Genomic DNA, 26,229 nt, shown 5'->3' on the forward strand with positions numbered 1-26,229 from the left:
TAAATAGTTCTTATCGAATTTCTTTAATACGAGCAGCTTTACCACGTAGGTTACGTAGGTAGTAAAGTTTAGCACGACGTACTTTACCTTTACGAACTACTTCTAAATTAGCGATTTTTGGAGTGTGTACTGGGAAAGTACGCTCTACACCAACGCCGTAAGAAATTTTACGTACTGTGAAAGTTTCGCTAATTCCGCCACCACGACGTTTAATAACTACACCTTCGAATAATTGGATACGCTCACGAGTACCCTCAACGATTTTAACGTGTACCTTAACTGTGTCACCTGGTTTGAATGACGGTAAGTCTGAACGTAATTGATCTTTAGTGATCTCTGTAATAATGTTTGACATTGTTTTCTCTCCTTGGACAGATGCTCTTGCACGCTAATCTCAGCCACAGCGGAACACCGTAATTCAGTGCCTACATAGAAGCACAAAATGAATCTTATCATAAATTTTACAAGCTTGCAAGTAGTTTTGCTTTACATTTCACTCTTAATCTTTTCAAGCAATTTCAATTGTTTATCCGTCAATTCTAATGCATCGAACAAATCGGGTCTGCGTTCCAATGTACGGACAAATGATTGTTCCTCACGCCAGGCATCAATTTTCGCGTGATTACCTGACAACAGTATATCCGGTACTTTCATGCCTCTAAAATCAGCCGGTCGTGTATAATGTGGATGCTCTAGTAGCCCTGTAGAAAATGAATCCTGGATATGTGAATCTTCCTGCCCAAGTACCCCTGGCAATAAGCGAACCACTGCGTCGATCACCGTCATCGCTGGAAGCTCTCCACCCGTCAACACGAAGTCTCCAATGGAAATTTCATCTGTTACAAGGTATTGACGAATACGCTCATCATACCCTTCATAATGACCACATAGGAATACTAAATCTTCTTCCTTCGCTAATTCCTCTGCCTTTTTCTGGGTGAAGCGCTCACCTTGTGGGCACATTAAAATAACGCGTGGCTTGCGGCCTTCTGTAATAGCCTCAACAGCATTAAACATTGGCTCTGGCTTTAATACCATTCCTGCACCACCACCATATGGGTAGTCATCAACTTGCTTATGCTTATTTTCACTATAGTCCCGAATATCTGTTACTGCTAACTCCACCGCACCTTTTTCCTGAGCCTTTTTTAATATCGATGCACCAAAGACACCGGAAAACATGTCAGGAAATAAACTCAATACATGAATCTTCATTCTAATAGACCTTCCATTACATGTATAATAATTTTCTTCTCTTCGACATCGATTTCTTTTACGATATCCTCAATATAAGGAATATAATGCTTTTTACCGCCTGATGCTTTAACTTCCCAAACATCATTAGCACCTGTTTCCAGAATGTCGGTTACAACTCCAATTAATTCGCCTTCTTCCGAAAACACTTCACAATCTTTAATTTCAAAGTGATAGTATTCGTTTTCATCTAGCTCGTCTTCTTCTAGCTGGTCCATCGTTATTTTCAGTAGACCTTCCTTAAAAGGCTCCACTAGGTTAATGTTTTCCATTCCTTCAAATGTTACTAAAATAAAGTTTTTATGGCGACGTGATGAAGCGATTGTTACCCAAGTCGGCTTTTTATCATCCTTTTTAAATGCCGCTAATTTAGAACCTACAGCAAAACGCTCTTCTTCAAAATCTGTTGTCGATAAAATCCGAAGTTCTCCACGAACTCCATGTGTATTTACAATACGTCCTACATTAAACCATTCCATATATATTCCACCTTTAATATCCCGTTGATTTCCATTTCGGCGGACGCTTTCCGCGGGCACGGCCTTACACGAACGTCTCAGGCGACGGTGCTCCTGACGCTACGCTTTCGTCGCAAAATAAATTTTGCTCTTCCCGCTGGAGTCGCCACCTCCATTCCAATCAACTAGTTGTAATTGTTCAATAAAATATTGCTGATTGAATTATCATAACAAAAAAAGAAGGGTTAGCAAAATGCCACCCTTCTTTTATTAATCCAATATATCGACATACGTCTTTTTCTTCTGGTGGCCGCCCGCTGCTGAGTACACAATCGTACGAATTGCCTTCGCAACACGTCCTTGCTTGCCTATTACTTTCCCTCGATCCTCTGGATGAACAAAAAGCTTATAAACAACTCGATTTGAAGTTTCGTCCGTCTCAATACGAACGTCTTCAGGATAATCGACTAATGGTTTAACAATTGCTTCAATCAGCTGCTGCATAATGCCACCTCCGAATTAATCATTGAATTATTTGCTGTATTTAGCGTTATGGAATTTCTCCATGATACCTTGTTCTGAGAACAGGTTACGTACAGTATCAGATGGTTTTGCACCATCAGCTAACCATTTAAGAGCTTTCTCTTCATCGATTTGTACTGTAGCTGGAACTGTAAGTGGGTTGTAAGTACCTACTGTTTCGATTTGACGACCGTCACGTGGTGAACGAGCGTCTGCAACTACGATACGATAGAAAGGAGATTTTTTAGCTCCCATACGTTTTAAGCGAATTTTAACTGCCATTTTATATAGCACCTCCGAATAAGTTTCACACAAGATATTATATTATCAATGTCTTAGTGGTTTGTAAAGTGTTTTTTCTTAACACCCTATTTTTTTATTTAAATAACGAATCTAAACCAGGCATTTTCATCTTTTTCTTACCTTTACCCTGCGTCATACCTGTCATTTGTTTCATCATTTTTTTCATATCTTCAAACTGCTTCAATAAGCGGTTTACTTCTTGAATTGTCGTCCCTGAACCAGTTGCGATACGTTTTTTGCGGCTCGCCGAAATAATTTCAGGGTTTGTCTTTTCTTTTGGTGTCATCGAATAAATAATCGCTTCAATGCGCCCCATTTGCTTTTCATCGACTTTGACATTATCTAAGCCCTTCATTTTGTTCGCACCTGGAATCATTTTTAGTAATTCATCCAGCGGTCCCATTTTTTTCACGGCTTGAAGCTGCTCAATAAAGTCGTCAAACGTGAATGATTGCGTCATAAACTTTTCTTCAAGTTCTTTCGCTTTTTCCATATCAACGTTCGCCTGTGCTTTTTCAATGAGTGATAACACGTCACCCATACCTAGAATACGTGATGCCATGCGTTCTGGATGGAATGGCTCCAATGCATCCATTTTTTCGCCCATACCAACAAATTTGATCGGCTTTTCAGTAACGGCACGGATTGATAAAGCCGCACCACCACGTGTATCCCCATCTAATTTTGTTAAAACAACGCCCGTAATGCCGACTGCTTCATTAAAGTTTTGCGCAACATTTACCGCATCTTGACCTGTCATCGCATCTACAACTAAAAATACTTCGTCCGGCTCTTTTAATCCGCGAATGTCTTTCAGTTCCTGCATCAGCTCTTCATCAATATGGAGACGACCAGCTGTATCGATTAATACAACATCATGATGCTCTTCTTTTGCATGTTCAATCGCTTGACGTGCAATTTCAACTGGAGAGACATCTGTACCAAGTGAGAACACTGGTAAAGATAGCTGTTTCCCTATTGTCTGTAATTGCTGAACAGCGGCTGGACGGTATACATCCGCTGCTACTAATAGTGGTTTTTTATTGTATTTTTTACGTAATACATTTGCCAATTTACCTGTAGTCGTCGTTTTACCGGCACCTTGTAACCCCACCATCATAATGACTGTTGGGGGACGGTTGCTAAATTTAATAGGGCTTTGTTCTCCACCCATTAAGTTCTTCAATTCATCCTGTACAATTTTAATGACTTGCTGACCAGGCGTTAATGACTTCATAACGTCGACGCCTACCGCACGCTCACTAACCTTTTTAACGAACTCTTTTACTACTTTTAAGTTTACGTCCGCTTCGATTAAGGCAAATCGGACTTCACGCATCATTTCTTTAACGTCTTGTTCCGTAACTTTCCCTTTACCTTTAATCTTTTGGATCGTACCTTGGAGTCGCTCTGCTAAACCTTCAAAAGCCAACTCGTTCGCCTCCTAATCCGATTCCTTTAATTGTTCAACCAATGCCAGTTTCGCTTCTATTGTAGAAGCCTCATCTTGTATCGCATCCGTCAATTGTTTTAGCACTTGTTGACGTTGTTGAAACTTTTCGAATAAATTTAATTTATCTTCATATTCTTCAAGCATCGCCTCAGTACGGCGAATATTATCATAAACAGCCTGGCGTGAAATATTATAACTTTCGGCGATTTCTCCTAACGAGTGATCGTCTAAGTAATAAAGTTCCATATAGCTGCGCTGTTTGTCAGTTAATAATGCTTGATAAAAGTCGAAGAGAAAGTTCATGCGTGTTGTTTTTTCAAGTAGCATTTTTATCTCTCCAATCATAATTTGTCTATCTTATCATAATCTTGTGAGCACTTACTGTCAAGGTAATCTCCTTGTCCAAGAGATATGTTAACGGAAAAAACGAGCAACAAATTCCATCTGTTGCTCGCTTATATTTAATCTTCTATTTTCTCTAGTTCTTTTTCCAGACCTTCAGCAAATAATCCATATACATAACGTTCTGCATCAAATGGCTGTAAGTCATCCATTTTTTCACCAAGACCAACGAATTTTACCGGAATATGCAATTTATTACGAATAGCTAATACAATACCACCTTTAGCAGTACCATCCAATTTCGTTAACACAATGCCTGTAACATTCGTTACTTCTTTAAAAGTTTGTGCCTGTACAAGCGCGTTTTGACCTGTTGTTGCATCCAATGCCAATAGTACTTCATGAGGTGCATTTGGAATCTCGCGTGAAATGACACGGTGTACTTTTTGAAGTTCGTTCATCAAGTTCACTTTATTTTGCAAACGACCTGCTGTATCACAAATTAAAATATCAACACCGCGTTTTTTCGCTGCACGAATTGCATCATACATTACTGCTGCAGGATCAGAACCTTCTGATTGCGCAATTACTTCCACGCCAACACGTTCGCCCCACACTTGTAATTGATCAATTGCGCCCGCACGGAATGTATCTCCCGCAGCAAGCATAACCGATTTACCTTCAGATTTCATACGATGCGCTAATTTACCAATTGTCGTTGTTTTACCAACGCCATTAACACCTACGAACAAAATAACCGTTAAATCGCCATCTTGCTGAATATTTAAGTCCGTTAAGTTTTCTTCTCCAGACTCATAAATTTCAACTAATTTCTCAGAAATAATAGATTGAATACCGTTTGTATCTTTAATATTTTGACGCTGTACTTCGTAGCGCAACTTATCCATTAAATCCATAACCGTTTCAAAGCCTACGTCTGCCTGTAGTAGTAATTCCTCAAGTTCTTCAAAGAAATCTTCGTCAACTTTACGGTAACGGGCTACTAAATCATTCACTTTGGAAGTAAATGAATTACGCGTCTTTTCCAAACCGGCTTTGAATTTTTGTGTTATGGACCATGCGGAAGGTTTCTTTTCTTCCACTTGCTCCTCAACAACTACTAACGCTGTATCATTATCGCTCAGTTCCGGTTCTTCCTGAGGAGTCGATTCTTCTTGATTTGAAGCTTCTACTTCAACCGCTTCTTGTTCCACGGAGTTTTGAACTGCCGTTTCTTCAATTAATTCAGGTTCGGGCTTATCAGCCGGTTGCTGTTCATCAAGCTCTGGTTGGTCAACTTTTTGTTCCAGTTCCTCGTTGCCGCCAGTTAGCTTTTCTTTTAGTCGTTTAAAAAAGCTCATTTATGACACTCCCTTACATTACTAATTCCGTTTGTTCTTCCAGTTTTACCGAAACAAGCTTCGACACACCTGATTCCTGCATTGTAATACCATATAGAACATCCGCACCTTCCATCGTACCTTTACGGTGAGTAATGACGATAAATTGTGTATGCTCACTATATTTACGTAAATAATCGCTATATCGGGCTACATTCGATTCGTCCAATGCCGCCTCAACCTCATCCAAAATACAGAATGGAACAGGCCGCGTATTTAATATAGCAAATAATAAAGCAATGGCTGTCAATGCACGTTCACCACCTGAGAGCAAACTTAAGCTCTGCAGTTTTTTACCTGGTGGTTGAGCAATAATTTCAATGCCTGTCTCTAGCATATTATTTGGATCCACCAACACTAAATCTGCTGTACCGCCTCCAAATAATTCCCTGAATGAAATAACGAATTGCTGACGAATTTGCCTAAATGTGTCGCTAAACCGTTCCGTCATTTCTTCATCCATCTCACCAATCGCTTTGTGGAGCGTATCTTTTGCAGAGACTAAATCTTCTCGTTGTTCACTTAAAAATGTATAACGTTCCTGCACACGATCATACTCTTCGATTGCTGACAAGTTAACTGGACCGAGTTCCTCGATCGATTGTTTTAACAGTTTTACTTTACGGCGTACATCTTCTTCGTTCTCTATATCAATTACTTCGTCCTGAGCAGTCAAGAAGTCCAGCTCATACTGTTCAAGTAGCTGCTCTTGTAAATTATTCATTTCAAATTCAGTACGACTGCGCTTTAATTCTAACGATCGCAATGCATCCACATAACTTTTATGTACACGCTGAATTTCCTGTAAATGAATTTCATTTTCCGTAATTTGTTCGTGTAGAACGGAACGAGTTGTACGGTTTTTTTGAATAATATCTGTTAATGCATCCTTTTTCGTCACCCATTGAATAATCGTTTGTGCCAACTCATCTGCAGAAGGACCGTTTAACCCATCTTCAGATTCGATCCACTCTATTTCCTGGGAAATTTTTTCGACCGTATTTTGTGCTTTCGCTAAGTTAAGCTCAATTCCTGCAATGGATGCCTGTACTTGTGTTAACTGTTCTTGTGCAACTGCAAGTTCTGATCGTTGGACTGCCAACTGTTCACGCAATACATCTTTTTGCGTTTCACTTTGAGTTTTAGCGAGTGTGAGTTCATCAACCGTTTGCTGTATTTCCTGCAATTCTTCGCTCAATTCTGCTAATCGTTTTTGTGCAATTTTTTGCTCAACACTTAACGATTGCTTCCTTGTAGAAACGGATGATTGCTCCGATTGTGTAATCGTAGCAGTCGTTTGCAAACTTTTTACAATCATATCCAACTCTAAAAGCTTTGCTCGATGAATCTGCTCTTGCTCCCGCATCGCCTCACCTTGCAGCTTCAACTCTTCCAATGCATGACGCATTTCGGCAATTTGTTCTTTTTTCTTTGCTACTGTCTGCTCGGCAGATCGGATTGTTGCTTCCATTCCCTCTAATGTAGCGACAAGTTTATCAAGCTCGGCTTTCCGTGAAAATAGTGAGCTTTGTTGCTTTAAAGCACCACCTGTCAACGAACCACCTGCATTGACGATATCCCCTTCAAGAGTGACAACACGGTATTTAAAGCCACATAAACGAGCTATTTGACTCGCGCCTTCTAATGAAGAGGCTACAAGTACATTACCTAAAAGATTTTCAATTATTGTCGTATTTTCCTGCGCATAGCTAACAAGCTCATATCCTAATGCAATATAAGCCGGGTGTGATTGAATATCACTCAGTTGTTGTGCATTAATTTTTCGGGAACGCATAACTGTTTTCGGTAGAAATGTTGCACGTCCTGCCCGCTTTTGCTTTAGCCAGCTTATTGCCTTTTGAGCATGTTGTTCGTTTACTGTAACAATATGCTGAGATGCTGCACCTAATGCGGTTTCAATTGCTTGAGAATACTTTGCTTCAACTTGAATTAGTTCTGCTACAGCGCCTTCAATACCATGCAGTTCCCCGCGATCCCGCGCTAACAACACTTCCTTAACGCCATGGAAAAATCCGGAGAAGTCAGCCTCTAATTCGGCTAATGTTTCTTTTCGTGCCTTTAATTGCTGATGGTGTTGATACGCTTTATATAATAGTGCCTGCTTTTCATCTAAATCGGACGAAGCTGTTTTTAATTGTGCTTGCATGACATCAAATTGGCTAAGTTGCTCTTTAACAGATAGTGACGTCTGCTGAAGTGCCTGCTCTGTCGTTTCCTTTGCCAATAGGGCTTCCGTCAGATCTTTTTGGACTTCCGAAGAACGACCTGTCATTCGTTCAACAGATGCTTGCTCTTGTGTTAATTGTTGCTCAATATGCTTTAATTCGTTTTTAACTGTTGCCTCTTCATTAAGCAAATTGATATACGTATTTTTTGCTTCTTCAATTTCTTGCTCAATTTCAGACGCTGAACGTGTCAATGCCTGATCGACTTGTTTCAGGGTAGAGCGAATTTGCGAAACTATTTTTTGTTTTTCAGTAAATTGCTGATGTTTTTCCAGTTTTGCCTGTTCCAACTCAATAACAGTGTTCGATGCTTCTGTTAAAGTTTCACGCAATTGTTGCGCTTGCTTTTCGGCATTGGAGCGCTTTTCATTAAAGAGCGCTTTTCGTCCTTCCCATCGTTCTACTTCCGCACTGGCTTCAACAAGCTGTTCTTGGGAACTATCCAATACATCATCAATTGCTTTTAACTCATTACGCATTTTACGCAACTGTTGCTCAACTTTTGATATTTCGATTGCATGTTCCTTCTCGGACGTATTTAACTTTTGCTGTTCTTGATTGTAATTTTGCAATGTATTTTCAAATGCACTGATATCATGCACCATTAATGCAATATCAAAGTCTTTTAATTCCTCTGTCATTCGAACATAATCTTTTGCGCTCGATGCTTGAATTTTTAACGGTTCCAGACGCTGATCAATTTCATGCAGAATATCCAGAACACGATTTAAATTCTCATCCGTTTCAACAAGCTTATGCTCCGCTTTTTTCTTGCGTTGTTTGTACTTCAGTACACCAGCTGCTTCTTCAAAAATACTGCGGCGATCATCGGGACGACTGTTTAAAATTTCATCAACGCGTCCTTGCGAAATAATAGAAAAAGCTTCTTTTCCAAGCCCTGAATCCATAAACAGGTCCGTTATATCCTTTAGGCGGCATTGCTGATTATTAAGCAGATATTCACTCTCACCCGAACGGTATACACGTCTTGTTACGCTAACTTCAGTGTATGGTATCGCTACTTGCTGATCCGTATTATCCAGTACAAGTGTTACTTCTGCAAAATTCAATGCTTTACGTGATTCGCTTCCTGCAAAAATAACATCTTCCATTTTAGCACCACGTAAACTTTTAACAGACTGTTCACCTAAAACCCAGCGAACAGCATCTGTTACATTACTTTTCCCACTACCATTTGGTCCTACAACTGCTGTAACACCCGGAACAAAATCAATTCCGATTCGCTCGGCAAAAGATTTAAAACCTATTACTTCGAGTCTCTTAAGGAACATGTTATTCCCCCTCTTGCTTTGACTGCTTAAGCATTAGCATGGCACTTTGCGCCGCTTGCTGCTCAGCCTCTTTCTTTGATTTTCCACGGCCAATACCTAATTCGTCATCATTTAGCAGCACACGAGAAACAAACGTTCTATTGTGTGCCGGACCTTTTTCATCAACAATTTCGTAGTATAAAAGACCGTTATTTGTTTGCTGTATAATTTCTTGCAATTGACTTTTAAAATCCATCACATGCGAAAAAGCACCGACTTCAACTTTAGGGAATACGATACGCTCTAAAAAGGCGACAACTACATCTAAGCCTTGATCTAAATAAAGGGCACCAATAAATGATTCAAATACGTCAGCAAGTAGTGCTGGACGTTCACGACCACCAGTTAGCTCTTCCCCTTTACCTAATAAAACATATTGTCCAAAATCAAGTTCATTCGCAAATACAACGAGCGATGGCTCACATACAATTGATGCACGTAATTTAGTAAGCTCACCTTCACTCATATTTGGGAATTTTTCAAATAAATATTTGGATACAGATAATTCTAGTACAGCGTCCCCTAAAAATTCTAATCGTTCGTTGTCCGTAAATAATTTGCGGCGATGCTCATTCACATAGGATGAATGCGTAAAAGCTTGATATAATAAAGCTTTATTTTGAAAATGAATATTCATTTCGTCTTGGAAAATTTGGAATTGTGATTTTACTTTATCAGGGAGTACACCAGGTTTGTGGTTGTTCCCTTTTCTTCTTTGGGTCATAGAGTTTCTGCCTTCCTATTAGTTTCTCACGTTTAGTTTACCTTGTTATATAGTATTGTGCAAAGGGTATCAGCCAAAATAGTTCCGAAATCCTTTTTATTTTGTTTATCCAATAAAATCTTGCAATTCCCCTGAAAAATCAGTTAATTACCCCCTTCCTGAATTTTGGTTGGATGGGGAAGTAAAATAAGTGGTTCATACTATAAGTGGGGGAGAGAGATTGAATTGCGGAAGGAGATAAATAACGGAATGAATTCCCCTTATTTCGAAAATAAAATAAAAAGCAGCAAAAATAAGGGAAGTAATTTCCGTTATTGATCAAAAAAACATAAAATTTCACGATTTTATTTAAATAACGGTAAAACGTTCCCTGATTTATCCTAAAAATGGACTACATCATTCAAATAACGGTAAAAATCTCCCCTTATTTTAGGAGGGCACTGAAAACTTATATTTTGCTGCGAGACTAATTCCAAATAAGCAACATTCCTCCGTTTATCTCCCCAATACGTAAAAGGGCTGTATTAAAGTCAAATCGACTTTTAATACAGCCCCAATAATTCTATGAATTAGCTAATTTTGCTTTCGATGTATGAAATTGCATTACCAACTGTAGCAATTTTTTCAGCATCTTCATCAGAAATTTCCATATCGAACTCATCTTCAAGTTCCATTACTAACTCAACAACATCTAATGAATCTGCACCTAAATCCTCACGGAATGATGCTTCTAATTTCACTTCGCTTTCGTCAACGCCTAAACGGTCAACGATAACTTTTGAAACACGCTCAAATACTGTAGACAAATCAGTCACCTCCCCTCAAGAATTTTAATAAACCATTTTAAGCCATCACCATGCCGCCGTCTATTTGCAGTGTTTGCCCTGTAATATAATTGGCGCTGTCTGATGCAAAGAACACTACTGCTTTTGCGATATCTTCCGGTTGACCTAGTTTCGCTAATGGAATTTGCTTCAGCATCGTTTCTTTTATCTCTTCCGGCAACGCTTCTGTCATTTCAGTTGTAATGAAACCTGGAGCGATTGCATTCACTAAAATATTACGTGATGCAAGCTCTTGGGCAGTTGTTTTCGTCAATCCGATAACACCGGCCTTTGCTGCCACATAATTTGCCTGTCCTGCATTTCCTGCCACACCTACTATAGAGGAAATGTTAACAATACGACCTGCTCGTTGCTTCATCATTTGACGTGTTACCGCTTTTGTACATAAGAAGACACCTTTTAAATTCGTATCAATGACGTCATCCCATTCATTTTCTTTCATACGCATTAATAAATTGTCGCGTGTAATACCTGCATTATTTACTAGAATATCAATTGATCCATATGTATCAATTGCTGTTTTCATTAAGTTTTGAACGGAATCGGATTCTGCAACATTCGCCTGTACAGCAATCGCTTCTCCGCCATTATTTTTAATCTCTTCTACAACTTCCAGTGCCTTTTGCTCGCTGCCGCTATAATTGACAACTACTTTAGCCCCTTCGCTTGCCAATTGTAACGCTATAGCGCGTCCAATACCGCGTGATGCCCCTGTTACGACTGCACATTTACCACTTAAACCCATTGTTTCCACTCCTTTGATGCTTCGACAACTTGCGTTAAACTCGCTTCATCATAAACACAATATGTTTGTACATTGCGGTCAATTTTTTTCACTAAGCCTGATAATACTTTTCCAGGTCCACACTCGATAAAGACCGTTACCCCTTCAGCAATAAGCTTCTCAATGTTTTGTTGCCATTGTACGGAGCTCGTTACTTGGGCTACCATTTCCCCTTTAATCGCTTCAACGGTTGTTAAGAGCTCTGAAGTTACATTGCTCACTACCGGAATGTTTGGTACCTGTAATGGCAAAGTTTCTACTGTATTCTTTAAGTTATGTGCAGCTTTCTGCATTAATGAACTATGGAATGGACCACTTACCACTAATGGCAATGCCCGTTTCGCTCCTGCTTCCTTTGCTCTTTTACACGCTTCTTCCACACCTTGTTTCGTCCCTGAAATCACAATTTGGCCCGGGCAATTGAAGTTTGCTACTTGCACAACTTCACCTTCAGCGGAAACTTGTTGGCATATAGCGTCCAGTTTTTCGGCATCTAACGCTAAAATTGCTGCCATCGCTCCCTGACCTGCAGGTACCGCCTCGTCCATAAATACACCCCGCTCATGAACTGTTTTTACTGCATCCTCAAACCCAATAACTCCCGAAATGACAAATGCACTATATTCTCCTAATGAATGTCCCGCCGTATAATGCGGTGTAATGCCCTCATCCATCAGCTTATTGGCAATCATTACCCCCGTTGTTAACAATGCAGGCTGAGCATGGTAAGTAAGTGTTAACGTTTCTTGAGGACCGTTCAACATATAGTCCGACAATGGAAGTTGCAACACTTCATTTGCTCGCTCATAAAATTGTCTGCTTTTTTCATCATTCGCAACGAACTCCGCGCCCATCCCTACAGATTGTGAACCTTGTCCTGGAAAAATAAAAGCAATTTTCGTCATTAAATAATCCCCTTTGTGAAGTTCTTATTCTGGCTTTGGCATTTGCTCGATTGTTTTGGCAATCGTTTCACATACTTCATGCTCTACCATAATCGTCGCCTGGCGAATGGCACTATAAATCGCACGTGCATTCGATGAACCATGAGCCTTAATTACCGGTGCTTTCAACCCGAATAATGCTGCACCACCATATTCTGTGTAGTCCATTTTATCTTTAAGTTGTTTTAAATCATTCTTTACTAAAGCAGCTGCGATTTTCGTTTTAGTTGTAGAAAACAGTGTTTCCTTCAGCATTTTGAATATTGTACCCGCAGTTCCTTCAATTGTTTTCAGTACCATATTACCTGTAAAACCATCTGTAACGACAACGTCTGCAACGCCATTTAATAATTCACGTGCTTCCACGTTCCCCTGGAAATTAAAGTCTGCATCCTTCAATAAGGTAAATGCAGATTTTGTCAGCTCATTGCCTTTTTTATCTTCTGTACCGATATTCAGCAATCCAATACGTGGTGCCTTTTGAGCACGTACTTGCTTTACATAAATATCGCCCATAATAGCAAACTGAAGTAAATTTTCCGCTTTAGCATCCGCATTGGCACCAAGATCCAGCATTAAAAAGCCGTCCCCATTCATTGTTGGCAATGTCGTTGCTAATGCAGGGCGTGATACTCCGTCAATGCGACCTACTTTAAATAGACCACCCGCCATTAAAGCTCCTGTATTTCCTGCTGATAGACAGGCATCTGCCTTCCCTTCAGCAACAGCATCCAGCATACGTGCCATTGACGAATCCTTTTTACGACGTACAGCACGTGCCGGATCATCTTCGGCTTCTACTACTTCACTGCAATGTACAATCGTTAAACGGTTATGTTCTTTTAAATATGGAGCCATTTTTTGTTCGTCACCATATAAATCAATTGTTATATTCTGAAAGTCATCCAGTGCAAGTAGCACACCTTCTACGATAGCTTGTGGGGCGTTGTCTCCACCCATGCCGTCTACTGCTATTTTCATATTATTTATTCACCTTTCGTACGGTACATTTCAAATTCCCCTTTGAAAACTAATTCGTTATCAACAGAAGAAATCACTTCAACAAATGTACGATTTTTTTCAGAGTTTTTCCCTTTTACAATTGCTTTCGTTACGACACGGTCACCCGCACGAACTGGCTTTACGAAAGCAACACTTGATTTTACTGTAAGGGCAAGCTCGTCATCAATTACCGCCACCGCCAAAGAGTTGGCCTGTGCAAATAAATGATGCCCACGCGCTATGCCATTGCGTTGGAATACATGTTCATCTCCAACATCAAAAATGGAGATAGCCCGGTTATCCAATTCAATATCAATAATTTCACCGATGACTTCATCTAGTGGTAAAGATTTTACTTCGTCATATTTTTTAGCAGCAACATCTTTAATACGCTCCCGTAATTCCGGGATTGCAAGTTCCATCCGATCCAGTCGAATCGTTTGAACGCTCACATTAAATTCAGCTGCTAATTGTTCATCAGTAACGAAAGGATTGTCGGCGATTTTTTCAGTCAATAAGGACTGTCGCTCTTTTTTGGAACGCTTCATACGTATTTGTTACCTACCTTTAATTTTATAAAAGATTAGTATTAGCACTTGGTACTAATATCAATATACAGGTATAAAAAAAGGAACGCAACATATTTTTGCTACGTTCCTAAAAAACCTGTGTTTCTAACTGTCCCACTAACTAATCGATTCGTTCCCCTTGCAGAACACCAGAAGCCTCTAACTCTTTACGAAGATACTCATATTCAGCATCGTGCCAAAACGCTTCTTCATATAGCATTTTAGCAGCATCTTGTCTTGCAGTTTCCAATGCACGATAGTCGTGTACGAGATCAGCCAATTTAAATTCAGGCAACCCACTTTGACGCTTTCCAAAAAAATCTCCAGAGCCCCGAAGTTCCAAATCTTTTTCAGCTAAACGGAATCCGTCATTCGTCTCTGTCATGCTCATCATGCGCTCTTTTCCTTCATCTGTTTTTGGATCCGCTATAAGTACACAATACGATTGATGCTCTCCCCGGCCAACACGTCCACGTAGCTGATGAAGTTGGGCTAAACCAAATCGTTCCGCATCATAAATTGTCATAAATGTAGCATTTGGAACATTTACCCCTACTTCAACTACGGTCGTTGAAACAAGAACATGGATTTTCCCTTCACTAAATCCGCGCATTACCGCATCCTTTTCATCAGAATGTAAGCGCCCATGCATGAGCCCTATTTCAAACTGATTGCCGAAGTAAGCTTTTAACTGTTCATATGCTTCAACAGCATTTTGCACATCAAGCTTATCCGATTCTTCAATTAACGGCGTAATAACATAAGCTTGGCGACCTGATACAAGCTCTTGTTTCATACGCATTAATACACTATTTAACTGCTCTTTCTTTAGCCAGTGAGTTTCAATTTCCTTACGTCCTGCAGGCAGCTCATCGATAATGGAAACATCCATTTCACCAAAAGCTGTAATCGCCAATGTACGCGGAATGGGAGTAGCAGTCATAAACATAACATCCGGACTTTCTCCCTTTTCCCGTAATACTCGACGTTGTTCTACCCCAAAACGATGCTGTTCATCTGTAATTACAAACCCTAGGTTATGAAATTCGACATCTGGCTGAATCAATGCATGTGTACCAATCAGAATATCGATTTCACCTGCTGTCAGCTGTGCCAATAATTCACGACGGGCCTTTACTTTTGTTGAGCCAGATAACAAGGCGACCTTGACACCAATTGCATCAAACCATGTATGTAAGTTTTCAGCATGCTGCTCTGCCAAAATCTCGGTTGGTGCCATTAAAGCCCCTTGATAGCCTGCTGTTACCGCAGCATAAAGACCGATTGCAGCCACAACAGTCTTACCGGAACCTACATCCCCTTGTAGAAGACGGTTCATACGCTGTGGAAGCAGTAAATCTTTACATATTTCATTGACCACTCGCTTTTGTGCACCTGTCAACTCATATGGTAATGTAGCGATAAACTCCTTTAATTTTTCTAAATCAAAACGAATTGAAATTCCCTTTTCATTTTCCTTATTCGCTTTTCTTAAGGCTTGAATACGGAGTTGAAATTGTAATAGCTCCTCATAAACAAAACGACGGCGCGCCTGTTTTGCATGTTCAGCATTTAGTGGGAAATGTACACCTTCAAGTGCATCATGAATATTAACTAATTGATAATTTTCACGAAATACACTCGGCAATGTTTCAGGCAATTGTTCCTTTACAGAATCTAATGCTTGTCGCATGTATTTACGAAATCGCTTTTGCTGGATATTTCCCTTTAAACTATATACCGGCTCAAAATCTATTTGATCGGTTTTCGGACCAAATGTAACAGTGGACCCTACAATTACTTGACGGCCACGATCCCATTTACCTGTCACCGTAATAATATTGCCCGTTAACAGCTTTTGCCGCAAATAGTTCTGATTGAAAAACACTACTTTTATTAAATGTCTTCCTGCAAGCGCCGTAAATTGAAGTCGGGATTTATTTTTCCCTAAAAATAATACTGTTGGCTCACTTTCAACACGCGCCTCAATAGTGACACGCTCATTATGTGGTGTTTCTGTTAAATCCTTCAATCGGAAATCTTCATGGCGATACGGAAATGTCCAAATCAAATCATGAACGGTATGTATGCCAATTTTCATCAAATTTTCAGCTGTTTCTTTTCCGATACCCTTTAATTGTGAAACTGGCTCATGGATCATTTTCGACACTTCCTTTACGAAATATTTGTTCCTTAAGAATAGCATAAAATAGGTGCATACGTTCTCTTTCAAATGAAAAAAAGCTTGTGCTAAAAATCTGAAAGATCTTTAACACAAACAAATAAACCTCTATACATTCAAATACTAATTGCTGTTTACACGTGATTTTAACAGGCTCTTTAAATCTCCACCTTCAAAAATTGCATGTGTAATCGCTTTACCAGTCGGTGTTGCCGCTAAGCCGCCACGAGCCGTTTCTTTTAAGTTCGGGCTCATTGCCTGACCGATACGGTACATTGCACCAATAACTTCATCACACGGTATGCGGCTAGTCACACCTGCCAACGCCATATCCGCTGCAACAAGTGAATTCGATGCACCCATTGCATTTCTCTTTACACACGGTACTTCTACTAAGCCGGCAACCGGATCACAAACTAAACCAAGCATATTTTTCAATGTAATTGCGAATGCTTCTGAACTTTGCTGAGCAGTTCCTCCAGCCATTTCGACAATCGCTGCAGCAGCCATTGCGGATGCACTTCCTACTTCCGCCTGACAGCCACCTTCTGCTCCTGAAATCGAGGCATTGTTTGCCACGATAAAACCAAATGCTCCTGAAGTGAATAAATAGCGGATCATTTGTTCACGCGTCGGATTCAATTTATTTTGCACAGCAAATAATGTCCCCGGAACTACTCCCGCAGAACCTGCAGTCGGAGTCGCACAAATTGTACCCATTGCTGCATTTACTTCATTTGTTGCAACAGCTTTGCTGACAGCATCAAGTAAAAGATCTCCGGCTAATGAATTGCCTTTTTTAATATAATTTTGAATGAGTACAGCATCTCCACCAGTTAAACCCGTTACGGACTGTACTCCTTTTAAGCCGCGCTCCACCGCTTCTTCCATAATCGTCAAGTTACGATCCATCTGCGCAAAAATTTCTTCACGAGTACGGCCTGTAATTAACATTTCCTGCTCTATCATTAATTCAGAAATTAGCTTTCCTTCTTTCTCTGCTAATTCCACCAATTCTCGAACACTACGAAATAAAACATCCATTTTTGTCACCCCTTAATTATTAATTTTTGAAACTTTCGTAATATGCGGGATGTAAGAAATTTGCTCTAGTAGACGCTGATCTATATTCTGGTCCACTTCAATAACCATTAAAGCAGTTAAGCCACGTTCGATACGTGATACTTCCATATGCCCAATATTTACGTCATGCATCGCTAAGCAATTAGCTACGTTTGCGATACATCCTGCACGGTCATCATGCACGACTAAAATAGCCGGCATTCCTCCTGTAAGTCGCAGTTTAAAGCCATTCACTTCGCTAATTTCAATTTTACCGCCGCCAATTGAAATACCTTCAACACTCATTTCCGACTCATCATCGCCCATTAAAAGACGTGCTGTATTTGGATGTTCTTTATTTGCTGTTTCTGGAATAAATTCAAATTGCAAACCGGCTTTTTCCGCTTCGGCAAAAGCTGTTTTAATACGTTCGTCATCTGTATCATAGTCGAGTAATCCTCCGACAATAGCGACATCAGTGCCATGCCCTCGATAAGTTTCAGCAAATGAACCATATAAATAAATTTTTACCCATTTAGGTTGACGTCCGAACAAATCACGCGCGACACGACCAATGCGTGCTGCACCAGCTGTATGTGAAGAGGATGGCCCAATCATAACTGGACCGATAATATCAAAAACTGATGTAAATTTCATAATGATAATCCCCCATTTTCTTTCATACTTTCATATACATCTAGTGTACTCATTTTCTCTGCAATTAACAAACTTCTTGTTGTTAAAACAGAATAATAACCATTATAAGGAGAAATACCCTTATCATTCCGGATTGAAAAATAAACGGAGAAAATTCACTTATTATAGGTTACTTCGTAAATTAAATCATGATTGCAAACAGAAAAACATCAATTTTTCTCACAAAGAGAAATAATTGATGTTTTTCGTATGATCCCAGTTGCTTTTTACTATTTATTCTACAGAAAGAATGAATGGGTAAAGGGATTGTTTACCTTCAACAATTTCCACTTCTGCATCCGGGTAATTTTCTTCGATAAAGTTTTGTAATTCATCTGCCTGCTCTGCTGTTGCATCTTCACCAAAAATGATTGTAACGATTTCCGAATCTTCATCCATTAATCCTTCAAGCACTTTTTTCGCTGCATCCATCATTTCAGGAGTCGATAAAATAATTTTACCTTCAGCTAATGCCATGTAATCATCTTTGCGGATTTCAACACCATCAATCGATGTATCGCGTACTGCAAATGTTACTTGACCTGTCTTCACATGAGCAAAACCTGATGTCATGTTATTTTTATTATCCTCAACCGACTCAGCAGGATTGAATGCTAAAATAGCTGCCATCCCTTGAGGAATTGTTTTTGTTGGCACAACAGCAGCTTCAATTTCCAGAAGCTCAACTGCTTGTTCTGCTGCCATAATGATATTTTTGTTATTCGGCAAAATTAATACACGTTCTGCACCAATTTCCTGAACAGCTTTCACGATATCCTCAGTAGAAGGGTTCATCGTTTGTCCACCTTCTATTACATAAGAAGCACCGATTGAACGTAATAAATTTGAAACACCTTCACCCATTGCAATCGTTACAATTGCATATGGAACTTTTGTTTTTTGCTGTTTAGCAGGCGCTTTTGGTGCATCATTTACGATAGCAGAATGCTGTTCACGCATATTATCTACTTTAATTTTAATAAGACTACCATATTTTTGACCAGCTGCAAGTACGTCTCCAGGAGTTTCCGAGTGAATATGTACTTTCGCAATTTCATCATCTGAAATGACTAATAATGAATCACCCATTGGATTTAACTCTTGGCGGAACCGCTCTTCGTCAAATGGTGTTTTATCTTCTTCAAAGCGCACCATGATTTCTGTACAATATCCAAATTCAATATCAGATGTGTCCATGAAATCCTGTACACGATGGTGTTCAGCATTGATTAAATCATCTAGTGAAGATTCATTTTTCGCTGGTAAAGGTTCACCTTTCATTGAAGCAAGGAATCCTTCGTAAACAAATAGTAAGCCTTGGCCACCACTATCCACAACACCAACCTCTTTTAATACTGGTAAAAGATCCGGTGTGCGATTTAATGATTGCTTGGCTTCTTCGATAAATGCTTCCATTAGCGTAATCATATTATCTTCTGTTTCCGCTACTTCGACACCTTTTGCCGCAGCTTCACGTGCTACCGTTAAAATTGTACCTTCCACGGGTTTCATAACGGCTTTATAGGCAGTATCTACGCCTGCTTGGAAAGCATTCGCTAAGCCCTTTGCATCAATTTCAGCATCTTTCTCGATTGCTTTACCGAAACCACGGAATAATTGAGATAAAATTACACCTGAGTTACCACGAGCTCCCATAAGTAAGCCCTTTGATAGCGCTTGTGCCGTTTTACCGATATGTGCACTTACATTTGCTTCTGTTTCATCTGCACCAGATGTCATTGATAAATTCATATTTGTCCCTGTATCACCATCCGGCACAGGGAATACATTTAGTGAATCAACATATGCTGCATTTTGGTATAGGTGATGTGCACCCATTTGGACCATTTCAGCAAATTTAATTCCGTCTAAAGACTTCATTCGATTCATTTCCTCCTCTTACACATTCGCAACACGAACGCCCTGTACAAAAATATTAACTGATTTAACGCTCATACCTAATGTTTTATTTACTGTATATTTTACTTTTGATTGTACTTGATAAGCGATCTCAGAAATTTTTGTACCGTAGCTTACAATAATGTACATATCAATATGTAAGTCATCACCTTCTTGGCGGATGAGCACACCTTTAGCAAAATTCTCTTTTCGTAAAATATCTGTTAATCCATCACGAATTTGATGTTTTGATGCCATGCCTACAATGCCATAACATTCAATCGCTGCTCCACCAGCAATTTGAGCAATAACATCATTGGAAATATCAATATGACCGAATTCGTTATTTAATTCTACTGACATAGTGAATGCCCCCTTGGCTCTATTTAACTAATTTATATTGTACTACACAAAAGTTGATTATAAAAGAAAACGTTCATCCCCGTCTAGCTTGAAGTCATCTTTTTAACAAACTTCACTTTTTTATTTCAAATTTTTCCATTCAGATATAGAATTATTTAAACTTGATAATTTGAGTATTCGACAAAATCCAATTGTTATACGGGAGCATAATTAATAATGTTAATTATTACAATAAAATTCGATATGATTATGCAAAACTGAAATTTTTGCCGGTAATTGACTGATTAAGTCACCATCAACATTTAAAGCAAGTGGTTGATCCGCTTTAATTTGAATTTCCTGTGCATCAAATTTTGTTATATTATCGTCCTTCTCATGATTGCCTGTTATAAGGTTTTTAGCTGTACCGACTACCTGTAATGTATTGGTGCTCTTCACGATAAAACCGTGCAGTAGACCATCCGACGTGTCAGCATCTTCATTGATTTGTCGGAAACTGCCGACAGAGTTCGTTAACACACATATAAAAATCATTATATCTTCTTTATAAGTTTGTCCGTTTGCTGTTATTACTATATTACAAGAGTCATTTTCGATCGCTGCTTTTACCCCCTCAAATAAATAGGCGAGTGCACCAAGTGATGTTTTTTGCTCTACTGACACCTCTCCTACTGCTTCCGCCAATGAACCAATGGCAATAATGTTTGTAAAATATATATCATTGACCTTACCAATATCCGCCTTTCTTGTACGCCCTCCAAGTAAAGCGATCGCTTCATCAGGATCGAGGGAAATATTTAATGCGCGTGCAAAGTCGTTCACTGTTCCTAAAGGGACAATTCCGACAACCGGTCTGTGCGGCTGTTCAGCAATTCCGTTAATTCCTTCATTTAAAGTTCCATCTCCCCCTACTAAAATGACCGTGTCATAGTTTTCATCACATGCCTTTTTAGCATATCGGGTCGCATCCCCTTCACCCATTGTTTCTTTCATCACCACTTCATAATTATGTAATTGGGCAATGATTTTTTTTTCATATTCTAACGCTTTCTCTTTTCCTGAAGACGGATTTATAATGACCATACATTTTTTCATGCATATTCCCCCAATAAAATATATTTTTTCATATATTCTATTACCTTTTATCCGGAATTTTTAATCTATAATTTCAAATAGGGTGTAAAGGTTTTTTTCTTGAAAGGTTATGTAAAATGTCTTGCACTCATTGCTTTGGTATGTTAAATTATTATGGTATGTGAAATAACGAACTGAAATAAAGATTTCAGATTCAGCTGTAAGGAGGAATTTTACAATGCCAAAACAATGCGTAATTACTGGCCGTAAAGCTCGTACAGGCAACAACCGTTCACACGCTATGAACGCTAACAAACGTACTTGGGGTGCTAACCTTCAAAAAGTTCGTATCTTAGTTGACGGTAAGCCAAAACGTGTATGGGTTTCTGCTCGTGCTTTAAAATCAGGTAAAATCGAACGCGTTTAATCGCGTATAGAGTATCGGCTCTCTTGCTGGTACTCTATTTTTATGCAAAAAAACTACAGCCCCCATTCTTTATGAGCTGTAGTCAGGAACTTTATTTTTCTTTCTTTTCTTTACGAAACAACTTCACGCAGCCTCTCGCGACCCCACTTAACCATTTCGGCATTTGAAATGTATAGACTTTCAGTGTTGTTCCTCCTTAATCTTTACTCTTTATCATTAAACATATGCCACCCGTAAACGAAATAGACCCTTCGTCTATTATTTCATTGCTTGTAAAACGCGATGTCCCTTGCTCAATCACTTCATCAAATGTTTCATATTTAACACCGCGCAACGTCACATTTTGAAGTGTCTTACCATATGAAAAAAAGGAAACATATGAATAATCGGATTGTTCTAACAGATGTGTACCCGGGAGTAAAAATTGAATGCTATTTTGGGAATTAATAATCTTAAATACTATATGAGGATATTGTTGCTGCATGAAAGATACAGATCGTAATGTTGCTTCATAATGATCTAAGCGACCACCTGTAACACCAGTCAATAATACTTCCGTCGGCTCATAGGTTAGTGCTTTTTGCAATGCCAAATCTGTATCTGTTTCGTCCTTTTCTGCCTGAAATTGTTCAATATGATCAATAGCTTCGGATATTCGCGCAAACTCCTCCGCGGTAACTGAATCAAAATCTCCTACTATATGGTTTGGGTAAATGCCTTCGTCGATTAAATATAAAGCCCCCCGGTCAACCCCAATCCATATGTCAGGCATTAAAGAAAAGGCGACCTCATAGATAGGGCCGCCTGAGCAGATTGCTACAATCACTGGATTGCCGCTAGTCCTGCTTGTTTAATTTCCTGTAAAGCCTGTGCGCGATCTTCTTTACTGTAAATGGCAGAGCCCGCTACAAAAACCGTTGCTCCTGCTTTAGCACACGGGACAATTGTTTCTGCATTAATGCCACCATCAATTTCGATTTCAATATTTAAACCGCGTTCTTTAATAATTTTTGATAACGCTTCTACTTTTGGTACTACTGATTCGATGAACTTCTGCCCACCAAAGCCTGGGTTTACAGTCATAAATAATACCATATCTACATCTCCTAAAACGTGCTGAATCGCTTCAATCGGTGTATGTGGATTTAACACGACACCTGGCTTTACACCGTAAGAACGAATCAATTGGATTGTACGGTGCAGATGACGGCATGCTTCCACATGAACAGTAATATAATCTGCTCCTGCTTTAGCAAATTGCTCAATATATTGGTCTGGATTTTCAATCATTAAATGTACGTCCATCGGTAAAGTAGAGAGCGGGCGAATCGCTTCTAGTGCAATCGCACCGAATGAAATATTCGGTACAAAATGACCGTCCATTACATCGATATGAATCAATTCTGCTCCTGCTGCCTCTACTTCTTTCACTTCTTGTCCCAGCTTTGCGAAATCTGCTGCTAAAATCGATGGTGCAATTTTAATCATGTCTAATACCTCGGCTTTCGATCGATAATTTCTTGTAAAATTTGTTCGTAATGCTCATAACGGTAAGGTCGAATTTCACCAGCTTCTACCGCTTGTTTTACCGCACATTTCGGTTCCTTTATATGTAGGCAACCACGGAACTTACAATTCTCGCTGATTCGCTCGAATTCCGGTAAACAAGATGTCAGTTCTTCCTTTTCAATCATATCAAAATCAAATGAACTAAAGCCCGGTGTATCCGCCAACAATCCACCACAAACTTCAATAAGCTCGACATGGCGTGTTGTATGTTTCCCACGCCCTAAGCTTTTTGAAATAATGCCTGTCTTCAAATCCAATTCAGGAAGTAATGTATTTAATAAGGTTGACTTCCCAACACCTGACTGTCCGGCAAGCACTGATGTCTTATCTTGCAGAAACGGTTTGATTTTCTCCAGTAATGTTGGATCATCGATATAAGTTTCAATAATTTCATAGCCGATTTCTTTATAGTCATCGATATATGTTTGTAAATGCGCACGTTCCGCATCATTCAATAAATCCATTTTTGTTAAAATAATAATCGGTTGTACTTGGAACGATTCTAGCACGACTAAAAATCGATCAAGCAGAACCGTATTAAAATCGGGCTCTTTTGCGGAAAACACAAGTAATGCCTGATCAACGTTCGCAATCGGTGGTCGAACCAATTCATTTTGTCGTTCCAAAATTTTATCAATAGAACCGTCCGATTCTCCATCATACGAATATTCTACAAAGTCACCGACAAGTGGAGATTCTCCGCGATTACGGAAAATCCCACGTCCACGGCATTGTATTAATTTGCCTTCTTTTTCAACATAATAATAGCCACTTAATGCTTTTCGAATTTGGGCTTTCGCCATCCAATTCCTCCTCTATTCCATTAATTCTTCATAAGTTATTGTTTTATTTTCAATGACACTGTTATCACGATCAATTCGGTAGGCCGCTTTATCACCTTCGACAATAAATAGTTCAATTTGATACATTGTGTCTTCGGTAATCGTAAACGTTTCTACAGGCTCTACCATCGAACGTGATTTATCCTGAATATAAATCGTTACTGTCTGTTCCATACCTTCTTCAGCAGGTTCGTACGGAATTTCAATTGTACTTCTATATGGCTTTTCTTTTTTTGCCTGTGGACCTTTAGATACTACTACATTAATGGTACCGCCCTTTTCAAGCGTAGTGCCTGCCTTTGGTGTTTGGCTAATTACTTCTCCGACTGGTTTATCCGAATATTCCTCACCTGTCACATTCACTTTAAAGCCTGAGCTAAGTTCGTATTCTTTACGGTTTGCTTCGTTAAAAGTTAGTAAGTTTCGTACTTCGACTACTTCTTTCCCTTTACTAACTTTCAAAACAACATCCGTTTCATTGAAGAGCACTTCTTCTCCCGCTTCTGGTGTTTGCTCAATAATTTCGCCTGGTACGTGATCAGAAGAATACACCTCTTCAAATTTGTAGTCCTTAAAGCCGCCTTCCTCTAAGAGCGATATAGCTTGATCCCGTTGAATCCCTACAAAATTCGTCATAGCTATAGGTGCTTTTCCAATGCTGACAATTAAATCTATTTCCGAACCTTTTTCTCTTTCGCGGCCGGCAATTGGATCTGTTTCAATAACTCTTCCCGCTTCAATCTCTTCAGAATTACGTTCCTCTTGTTCGCCAATAACAAAGCCTTGTTCCTGTAAAATACGGATGGCATCCTCTAATGTTTCGTTTGTCACATCTTCTATTACAACTTTATTCGGTGTCATCATAAATGCTATGACAGTAAAAATTATCGCTAAAGCAACCAGTATACCGACAATTAGTGGCCACTTTTTCTTTTTTTGTTTCTTCTGCTCCTGCTGTTGCACTGTCGGGTCTGTTTCCATGCGTACTGTTTGTTCCGTCAAACCTGTGGATGGTTGCTGAACAGATGCTACTGCAGGTTTAGGGTCTTTAATAATTGGAATCAGCTTTGTTGCACCGTCATCTACAGGTGGTACAAATTTAGGCTCATTCACTCGTTGAATGGATAAACAAGTATCTAAATCTTCTTCCATTTCTTCTGCGCTCGTGTATCGGTGGTTCGCATCTTTTGAAGTTGCTTTTAATACGATATTCTCTACACTTTGCGGAATGCTCGCATCAAATTCCCGAACAGACGGTGTTTCTGTCTGTAAGTGCTTTAAAGCAATTGAAACAGCTGATTCACCCGAAAATGGCAATTCCCCTGTTAACAACTCATATAGCACGATACCGAGTGCATAAATATCGGATTTCATCGTTGCAATGCCACCACGCGCCTGCTCTGGCGATAAGTAATGAACTGTTCCTATGACCGAATTTGTTTGAGTAAAGCTTGTAGCTCCAAGCGATGTCGCAATCCCAAAATCGGTAATTTTCACATTGCCTTCTTCATCCATTAATATATTTTGCGGCTTAATATCCCGATGAATAATACCATTCTCATGTGCATGTGCAATCGCAGAAGTAAGCTGTTTCATAATATGAACACTCCGCGCTGCAGATAAAGGTGAAAACTCCTGTATGTATTGTTTCAATGTTTTCCCTTTAATATATTCCATAACAATATAGTGCATATCCCCATCTTCGCCAACATCATAAATGCTAACGATATTTGGATTTGTTAAACTTGTAGCGGACAATGCCTCACGCTGAAAACGACGGTGCAATTCTTCTTCATTTGCTAAATCATAGCGTAAAATTTTGATCGCGACATCTCGACCTAAAATAATGTCATGTGCTAAATACACATTTGACATACCGCCTCCGCCAATTAATTGTAATATCTTATAACGGCCACTTATATGTTTTCCTACAAGCAT

26 protein-coding genes are annotated in these 26,229 nt (G+C 39.4%); 1 reads left to right on the plus strand and 25 read right to left on the minus strand.

The window, feature by feature from the left end; all coding sequences use genetic code 11:
* Positions 1–10 precede the first annotated feature (10 nt).
* The 21 genes from rplS to H9635_RS01885 all read right to left on the minus strand — a co-directional run bounded on the left by rplS (position 11) and on the right by H9635_RS01885 (position 21,474).
* Positions 11–355 carry a 50S ribosomal protein L19 gene (gene rplS, locus H9635_RS01785; protein ID WP_191698429.1) on the minus strand — a complete coding sequence of 115 codons (345 nt, stop codon included), beginning with the start codon at positions 353–355 and terminating at the stop codon, positions 11–13.
* A 131-nt stretch (positions 356–486) separates the two neighbouring features.
* Positions 487–1,215 (minus strand): tRNA (guanosine(37)-N1)-methyltransferase TrmD, encoded by a 729-nt coding sequence (trmD, locus tag H9635_RS01790; protein ID WP_191698430.1) that lies wholly within the window; start codon positions 1,213–1,215, stop codon positions 487–489.
* Positions 1,212–1,733, minus strand: coding sequence for a ribosome maturation factor RimM (rimM, locus tag H9635_RS01795; protein ID WP_191698431.1), 522 nt, complete (start codon positions 1,731–1,733; stop codon positions 1,212–1,214). The genes trmD and rimM overlap by 4 nt, the downstream gene beginning before the upstream one ends.
* Before the next feature lie 249 nt (positions 1,734–1,982).
* Positions 1,983–2,216 carry a KH domain-containing protein gene (locus H9635_RS01800; RefSeq protein WP_008403311.1) on the minus strand — a complete coding sequence of 78 codons (234 nt, stop codon included), beginning with the start codon at positions 2,214–2,216 and terminating at the stop codon, positions 1,983–1,985.
* Positions 2,217–2,243: 27 nt separating this feature from the next.
* Complete coding sequence (gene rpsP, locus H9635_RS01805) at positions 2,244–2,516, minus strand: 30S ribosomal protein S16 (protein ID WP_191698432.1); 273 nt, start codon at positions 2,514–2,516, stop codon at positions 2,244–2,246.
* A gap of 94 nt (positions 2,517–2,610) precedes the next feature.
* Entirely contained in the window at positions 2,611–3,969 is a 1,359-nt protein-coding gene (gene ffh, locus H9635_RS01810) for a signal recognition particle protein (protein ID WP_191698433.1), read from the minus strand.
* A 12-nt stretch (positions 3,970–3,981) separates the two neighbouring features.
* Entirely contained in the window at positions 3,982–4,317 is a 336-nt protein-coding gene (locus H9635_RS01815; protein WP_191698434.1) for a putative DNA-binding protein, read from the minus strand.
* A 134-nt stretch (positions 4,318–4,451) separates the two neighbouring features.
* Complete coding sequence (gene ftsY, locus H9635_RS01820; protein ID WP_191698435.1) at positions 4,452–5,693, minus strand: signal recognition particle-docking protein FtsY; 1,242 nt, start codon at positions 5,691–5,693, stop codon at positions 4,452–4,454.
* A gap of 13 nt (positions 5,694–5,706) precedes the next feature.
* Complete coding sequence (gene smc, locus H9635_RS01825) at positions 5,707–9,270, minus strand: chromosome segregation protein SMC (RefSeq protein ID WP_191698436.1); 3,564 nt, start codon at positions 9,268–9,270, stop codon at positions 5,707–5,709.
* A 1-nt stretch (position 9,271) separates the two neighbouring features.
* The gene (gene rnc, locus H9635_RS01830) at positions 9,272–10,033 is read right to left on the minus strand and encodes a ribonuclease III (protein WP_191698437.1); all 762 of its coding nucleotides are present in this window, start codon (positions 10,031–10,033) and stop codon (positions 9,272–9,274) included.
* Positions 10,034–10,602: 569 nt separating this feature from the next.
* On the minus strand, positions 10,603–10,839 hold the full coding sequence (acpP, locus tag H9635_RS01835) for an acyl carrier protein (RefSeq protein WP_191698438.1): 237 nt from the start codon (positions 10,837–10,839) through the stop codon (positions 10,603–10,605).
* Between the two features lie 37 nt (positions 10,840–10,876).
* On the minus strand, positions 10,877–11,623 hold the full coding sequence (gene fabG / locus H9635_RS01840) for a 3-oxoacyl-[acyl-carrier-protein] reductase (RefSeq protein ID WP_191698439.1): 747 nt from the start codon (positions 11,621–11,623) through the stop codon (positions 10,877–10,879).
* Positions 11,614–12,567: an ACP S-malonyltransferase gene (gene fabD / locus H9635_RS01845; protein ID WP_191698440.1), complete on the minus strand. Its 954-nt coding sequence runs from the start codon at positions 12,565–12,567 to the stop codon at positions 11,614–11,616. The genes fabG and fabD overlap by 10 nt, the downstream gene beginning before the upstream one ends.
* Positions 12,568–12,591: 24 nt before the next feature.
* Entirely contained in the window at positions 12,592–13,587 is a 996-nt protein-coding gene (gene plsX, locus H9635_RS01850) for a phosphate acyltransferase PlsX (RefSeq protein ID WP_191698441.1), read from the minus strand.
* Between the two features lie 5 nt (positions 13,588–13,592).
* Positions 13,593–14,156, minus strand: a complete 564-nt coding sequence (gene fapR, locus H9635_RS01855; protein WP_191698442.1) for a transcription factor FapR — start codon at positions 14,154–14,156, stop codon at positions 13,593–13,595.
* 142 nt (positions 14,157–14,298) lie between these two features.
* Complete coding sequence (recG, locus tag H9635_RS01860; protein WP_191698443.1) at positions 14,299–16,338, minus strand: ATP-dependent DNA helicase RecG; 2,040 nt, start codon at positions 16,336–16,338, stop codon at positions 14,299–14,301.
* A gap of 144 nt (positions 16,339–16,482) precedes the next feature.
* Positions 16,483–17,403, minus strand: coding sequence for an L-serine ammonia-lyase, iron-sulfur-dependent, subunit alpha (gene sdaAA / locus H9635_RS01865; protein ID WP_191698444.1), 921 nt, complete (start codon positions 17,401–17,403; stop codon positions 16,483–16,485).
* Between the two features lie 12 nt (positions 17,404–17,415).
* Positions 17,416–18,078 (minus strand): L-serine ammonia-lyase, iron-sulfur-dependent subunit beta, encoded by a 663-nt coding sequence (sdaAB, locus tag H9635_RS01870; protein WP_191698445.1) that lies wholly within the window; start codon positions 18,076–18,078, stop codon positions 17,416–17,418.
* A gap of 273 nt (positions 18,079–18,351) precedes the next feature.
* Positions 18,352–19,998, minus strand: a complete 1,647-nt coding sequence (locus tag H9635_RS01875; protein ID WP_191698446.1) for a DAK2 domain-containing protein — start codon at positions 19,996–19,998, stop codon at positions 18,352–18,354.
* A gap of 18 nt (positions 19,999–20,016) precedes the next feature.
* The gene (locus H9635_RS01880; RefSeq protein WP_008403339.1) at positions 20,017–20,379 is read right to left on the minus strand and encodes an Asp23/Gls24 family envelope stress response protein; all 363 of its coding nucleotides are present in this window, start codon (positions 20,377–20,379) and stop codon (positions 20,017–20,019) included.
* Between the two features lie 219 nt (positions 20,380–20,598).
* Positions 20,599–21,474 (minus strand): diacylglycerol/lipid kinase family protein, encoded by an 876-nt coding sequence (locus H9635_RS01885; protein WP_191698447.1) that lies wholly within the window; start codon positions 21,472–21,474, stop codon positions 20,599–20,601.
* A 217-nt stretch (positions 21,475–21,691) separates the two neighbouring features.
* On the opposite strand from H9635_RS01885, the gene rpmB reads away from it, so the two are divergent.
* Positions 21,692–21,880: a 50S ribosomal protein L28 gene (rpmB, locus tag H9635_RS01890; protein ID WP_004227417.1), complete on the plus strand. Its 189-nt coding sequence runs from the start codon at positions 21,692–21,694 to the stop codon at positions 21,878–21,880.
* A 196-nt stretch (positions 21,881–22,076) separates the two neighbouring features.
* Here the strand turns inward: rpmB and H9635_RS01895 are convergent, their stop codons facing one another.
* Genes H9635_RS01895 through pknB form a run of 4 tightly spaced genes read right to left on the minus strand, consistent with a single transcriptional unit; the run spans position 22,077 to position 26,229 of the window.
* A complete protein-coding gene (locus H9635_RS01895; protein WP_191698448.1) occupies positions 22,077–22,706 on the minus strand; it encodes a thiamine diphosphokinase in 630 nt (209 codons plus the stop codon).
* A complete protein-coding gene (gene rpe, locus H9635_RS01900; RefSeq protein ID WP_191698449.1) occupies positions 22,703–23,368 on the minus strand; it encodes a ribulose-phosphate 3-epimerase in 666 nt (221 codons plus the stop codon). Before rpe ends, H9635_RS01895 begins: the two co-directional genes overlap by 4 nt.
* 2 nt (positions 23,369–23,370) lie before the next feature.
* Positions 23,371–24,252: a ribosome small subunit-dependent GTPase A gene (rsgA, locus tag H9635_RS01905; RefSeq protein WP_191698450.1), complete on the minus strand. Its 882-nt coding sequence runs from the start codon at positions 24,250–24,252 to the stop codon at positions 23,371–23,373.
* Between the two features lie 12 nt (positions 24,253–24,264).
* Complete coding sequence (gene pknB, locus H9635_RS01910) at positions 24,265–26,229, minus strand: Stk1 family PASTA domain-containing Ser/Thr kinase (protein ID WP_191698451.1); 1,965 nt, start codon at positions 26,227–26,229, stop codon at positions 24,265–24,267.

Source organism: Solibacillus faecavium, assembly GCF_014836905.1.
Classification (GTDB): Bacteria; Bacillota; Bacilli; order Bacillales_A; family Planococcaceae; genus Solibacillus; species Solibacillus faecavium.

Coding starts and splice junctions, on each gene's coding strand:
- rplS (WP_191698429.1), bottom strand. CDS start 355: ATGTCAAACATTATTACAGAGATCACTAAAGATCAATTACGTTCAGAC.
- trmD (WP_191698430.1), bottom strand. CDS start 1,215: ATGAAGATTCATGTATTGAGTTTATTTCCTGACATGTTTTCCGGTGTC.
- rimM (WP_191698431.1), bottom strand. CDS start 1,733: ATGGAATGGTTTAATGTAGGACGTATTGTAAATACACATGGAGTTCGT.
- H9635_RS01800 (WP_008403311.1), bottom strand. CDS start 2,216: ATGCAGCAGCTGATTGAAGCAATTGTTAAACCATTAGTCGATTATCCT.
- rpsP (WP_191698432.1), bottom strand. CDS start 2,516: ATGGCAGTTAAAATTCGCTTAAAACGTATGGGAGCTAAAAAATCTCCT.
- H9635_RS01815 (WP_191698434.1), bottom strand. CDS start 4,317: ATGCTACTTGAAAAAACAACACGCATGAACTTTCTCTTCGACTTTTAT.
- ftsY (WP_191698435.1), bottom strand. CDS start 5,693: ATGAGCTTTTTTAAACGACTAAAAGAAAAGCTAACTGGCGGCAACGAG.
- smc (WP_191698436.1), bottom strand. CDS start 9,270: ATGTTCCTTAAGAGACTCGAAGTAATAGGTTTTAAATCTTTTGCCGAG.
- rnc (WP_191698437.1), bottom strand. CDS start 10,033: ATGACCCAAAGAAGAAAAGGGAACAACCACAAACCTGGTGTACTCCCT.
- fabG (WP_191698439.1), bottom strand. CDS start 11,623: ATGGGTTTAAGTGGTAAATGTGCAGTCGTAACAGGGGCATCACGCGGT.
- fabD (WP_191698440.1), bottom strand. CDS start 12,567: ATGACGAAAATTGCTTTTATTTTTCCAGGACAAGGTTCACAATCTGTA.
- plsX (WP_191698441.1), bottom strand. CDS start 13,587: ATGAAAATAGCAGTAGACGGCATGGGTGGAGACAACGCCCCACAAGCT.
- fapR (WP_191698442.1), bottom strand. CDS start 14,156: ATGAAGCGTTCCAAAAAAGAGCGACAGTCCTTATTGACTGAAAAAATC.
- recG (WP_191698443.1), bottom strand. CDS start 16,338: ATGATCCATGAGCCAGTTTCACAATTAAAGGGTATCGGAAAAGAAACA.
- sdaAA (WP_191698444.1), bottom strand. CDS start 17,403: ATGGATGTTTTATTTCGTAGTGTTCGAGAATTGGTGGAATTAGCAGAG.
- sdaAB (WP_191698445.1), bottom strand. CDS start 18,078: ATGAAATTTACATCAGTTTTTGATATTATCGGTCCAGTTATGATTGGG.
- H9635_RS01875 (WP_191698446.1), bottom strand. CDS start 19,998: ATGAAGTCTTTAGACGGAATTAAATTTGCTGAAATGGTCCAAATGGGT.
- H9635_RS01880 (WP_008403339.1), bottom strand. CDS start 20,379: ATGTCAGTAGAATTAAATAACGAATTCGGTCATATTGATATTTCCAAT.
- H9635_RS01885 (WP_191698447.1), bottom strand. CDS start 21,474: ATGAAAAAATGTATGGTCATTATAAATCCGTCTTCAGGAAAAGAGAAA.
- rpmB (WP_004227417.1), top strand. CDS start 21,692: ATGCCAAAACAATGCGTAATTACTGGCCGTAAAGCTCGTACAGGCAAC.
- rpe (WP_191698449.1), bottom strand. CDS start 23,368: ATGATTAAAATTGCACCATCGATTTTAGCAGCAGATTTCGCAAAGCTG.
- rsgA (WP_191698450.1), bottom strand. CDS start 24,252: ATGGCGAAAGCCCAAATTCGAAAAGCATTAAGTGGCTATTATTATGTT.
- pknB (WP_191698451.1), bottom strand. CDS start 26,229: ATGCTTGTAGGAAAACATATAAGTGGCCGTTATAAGATATTACAATTA.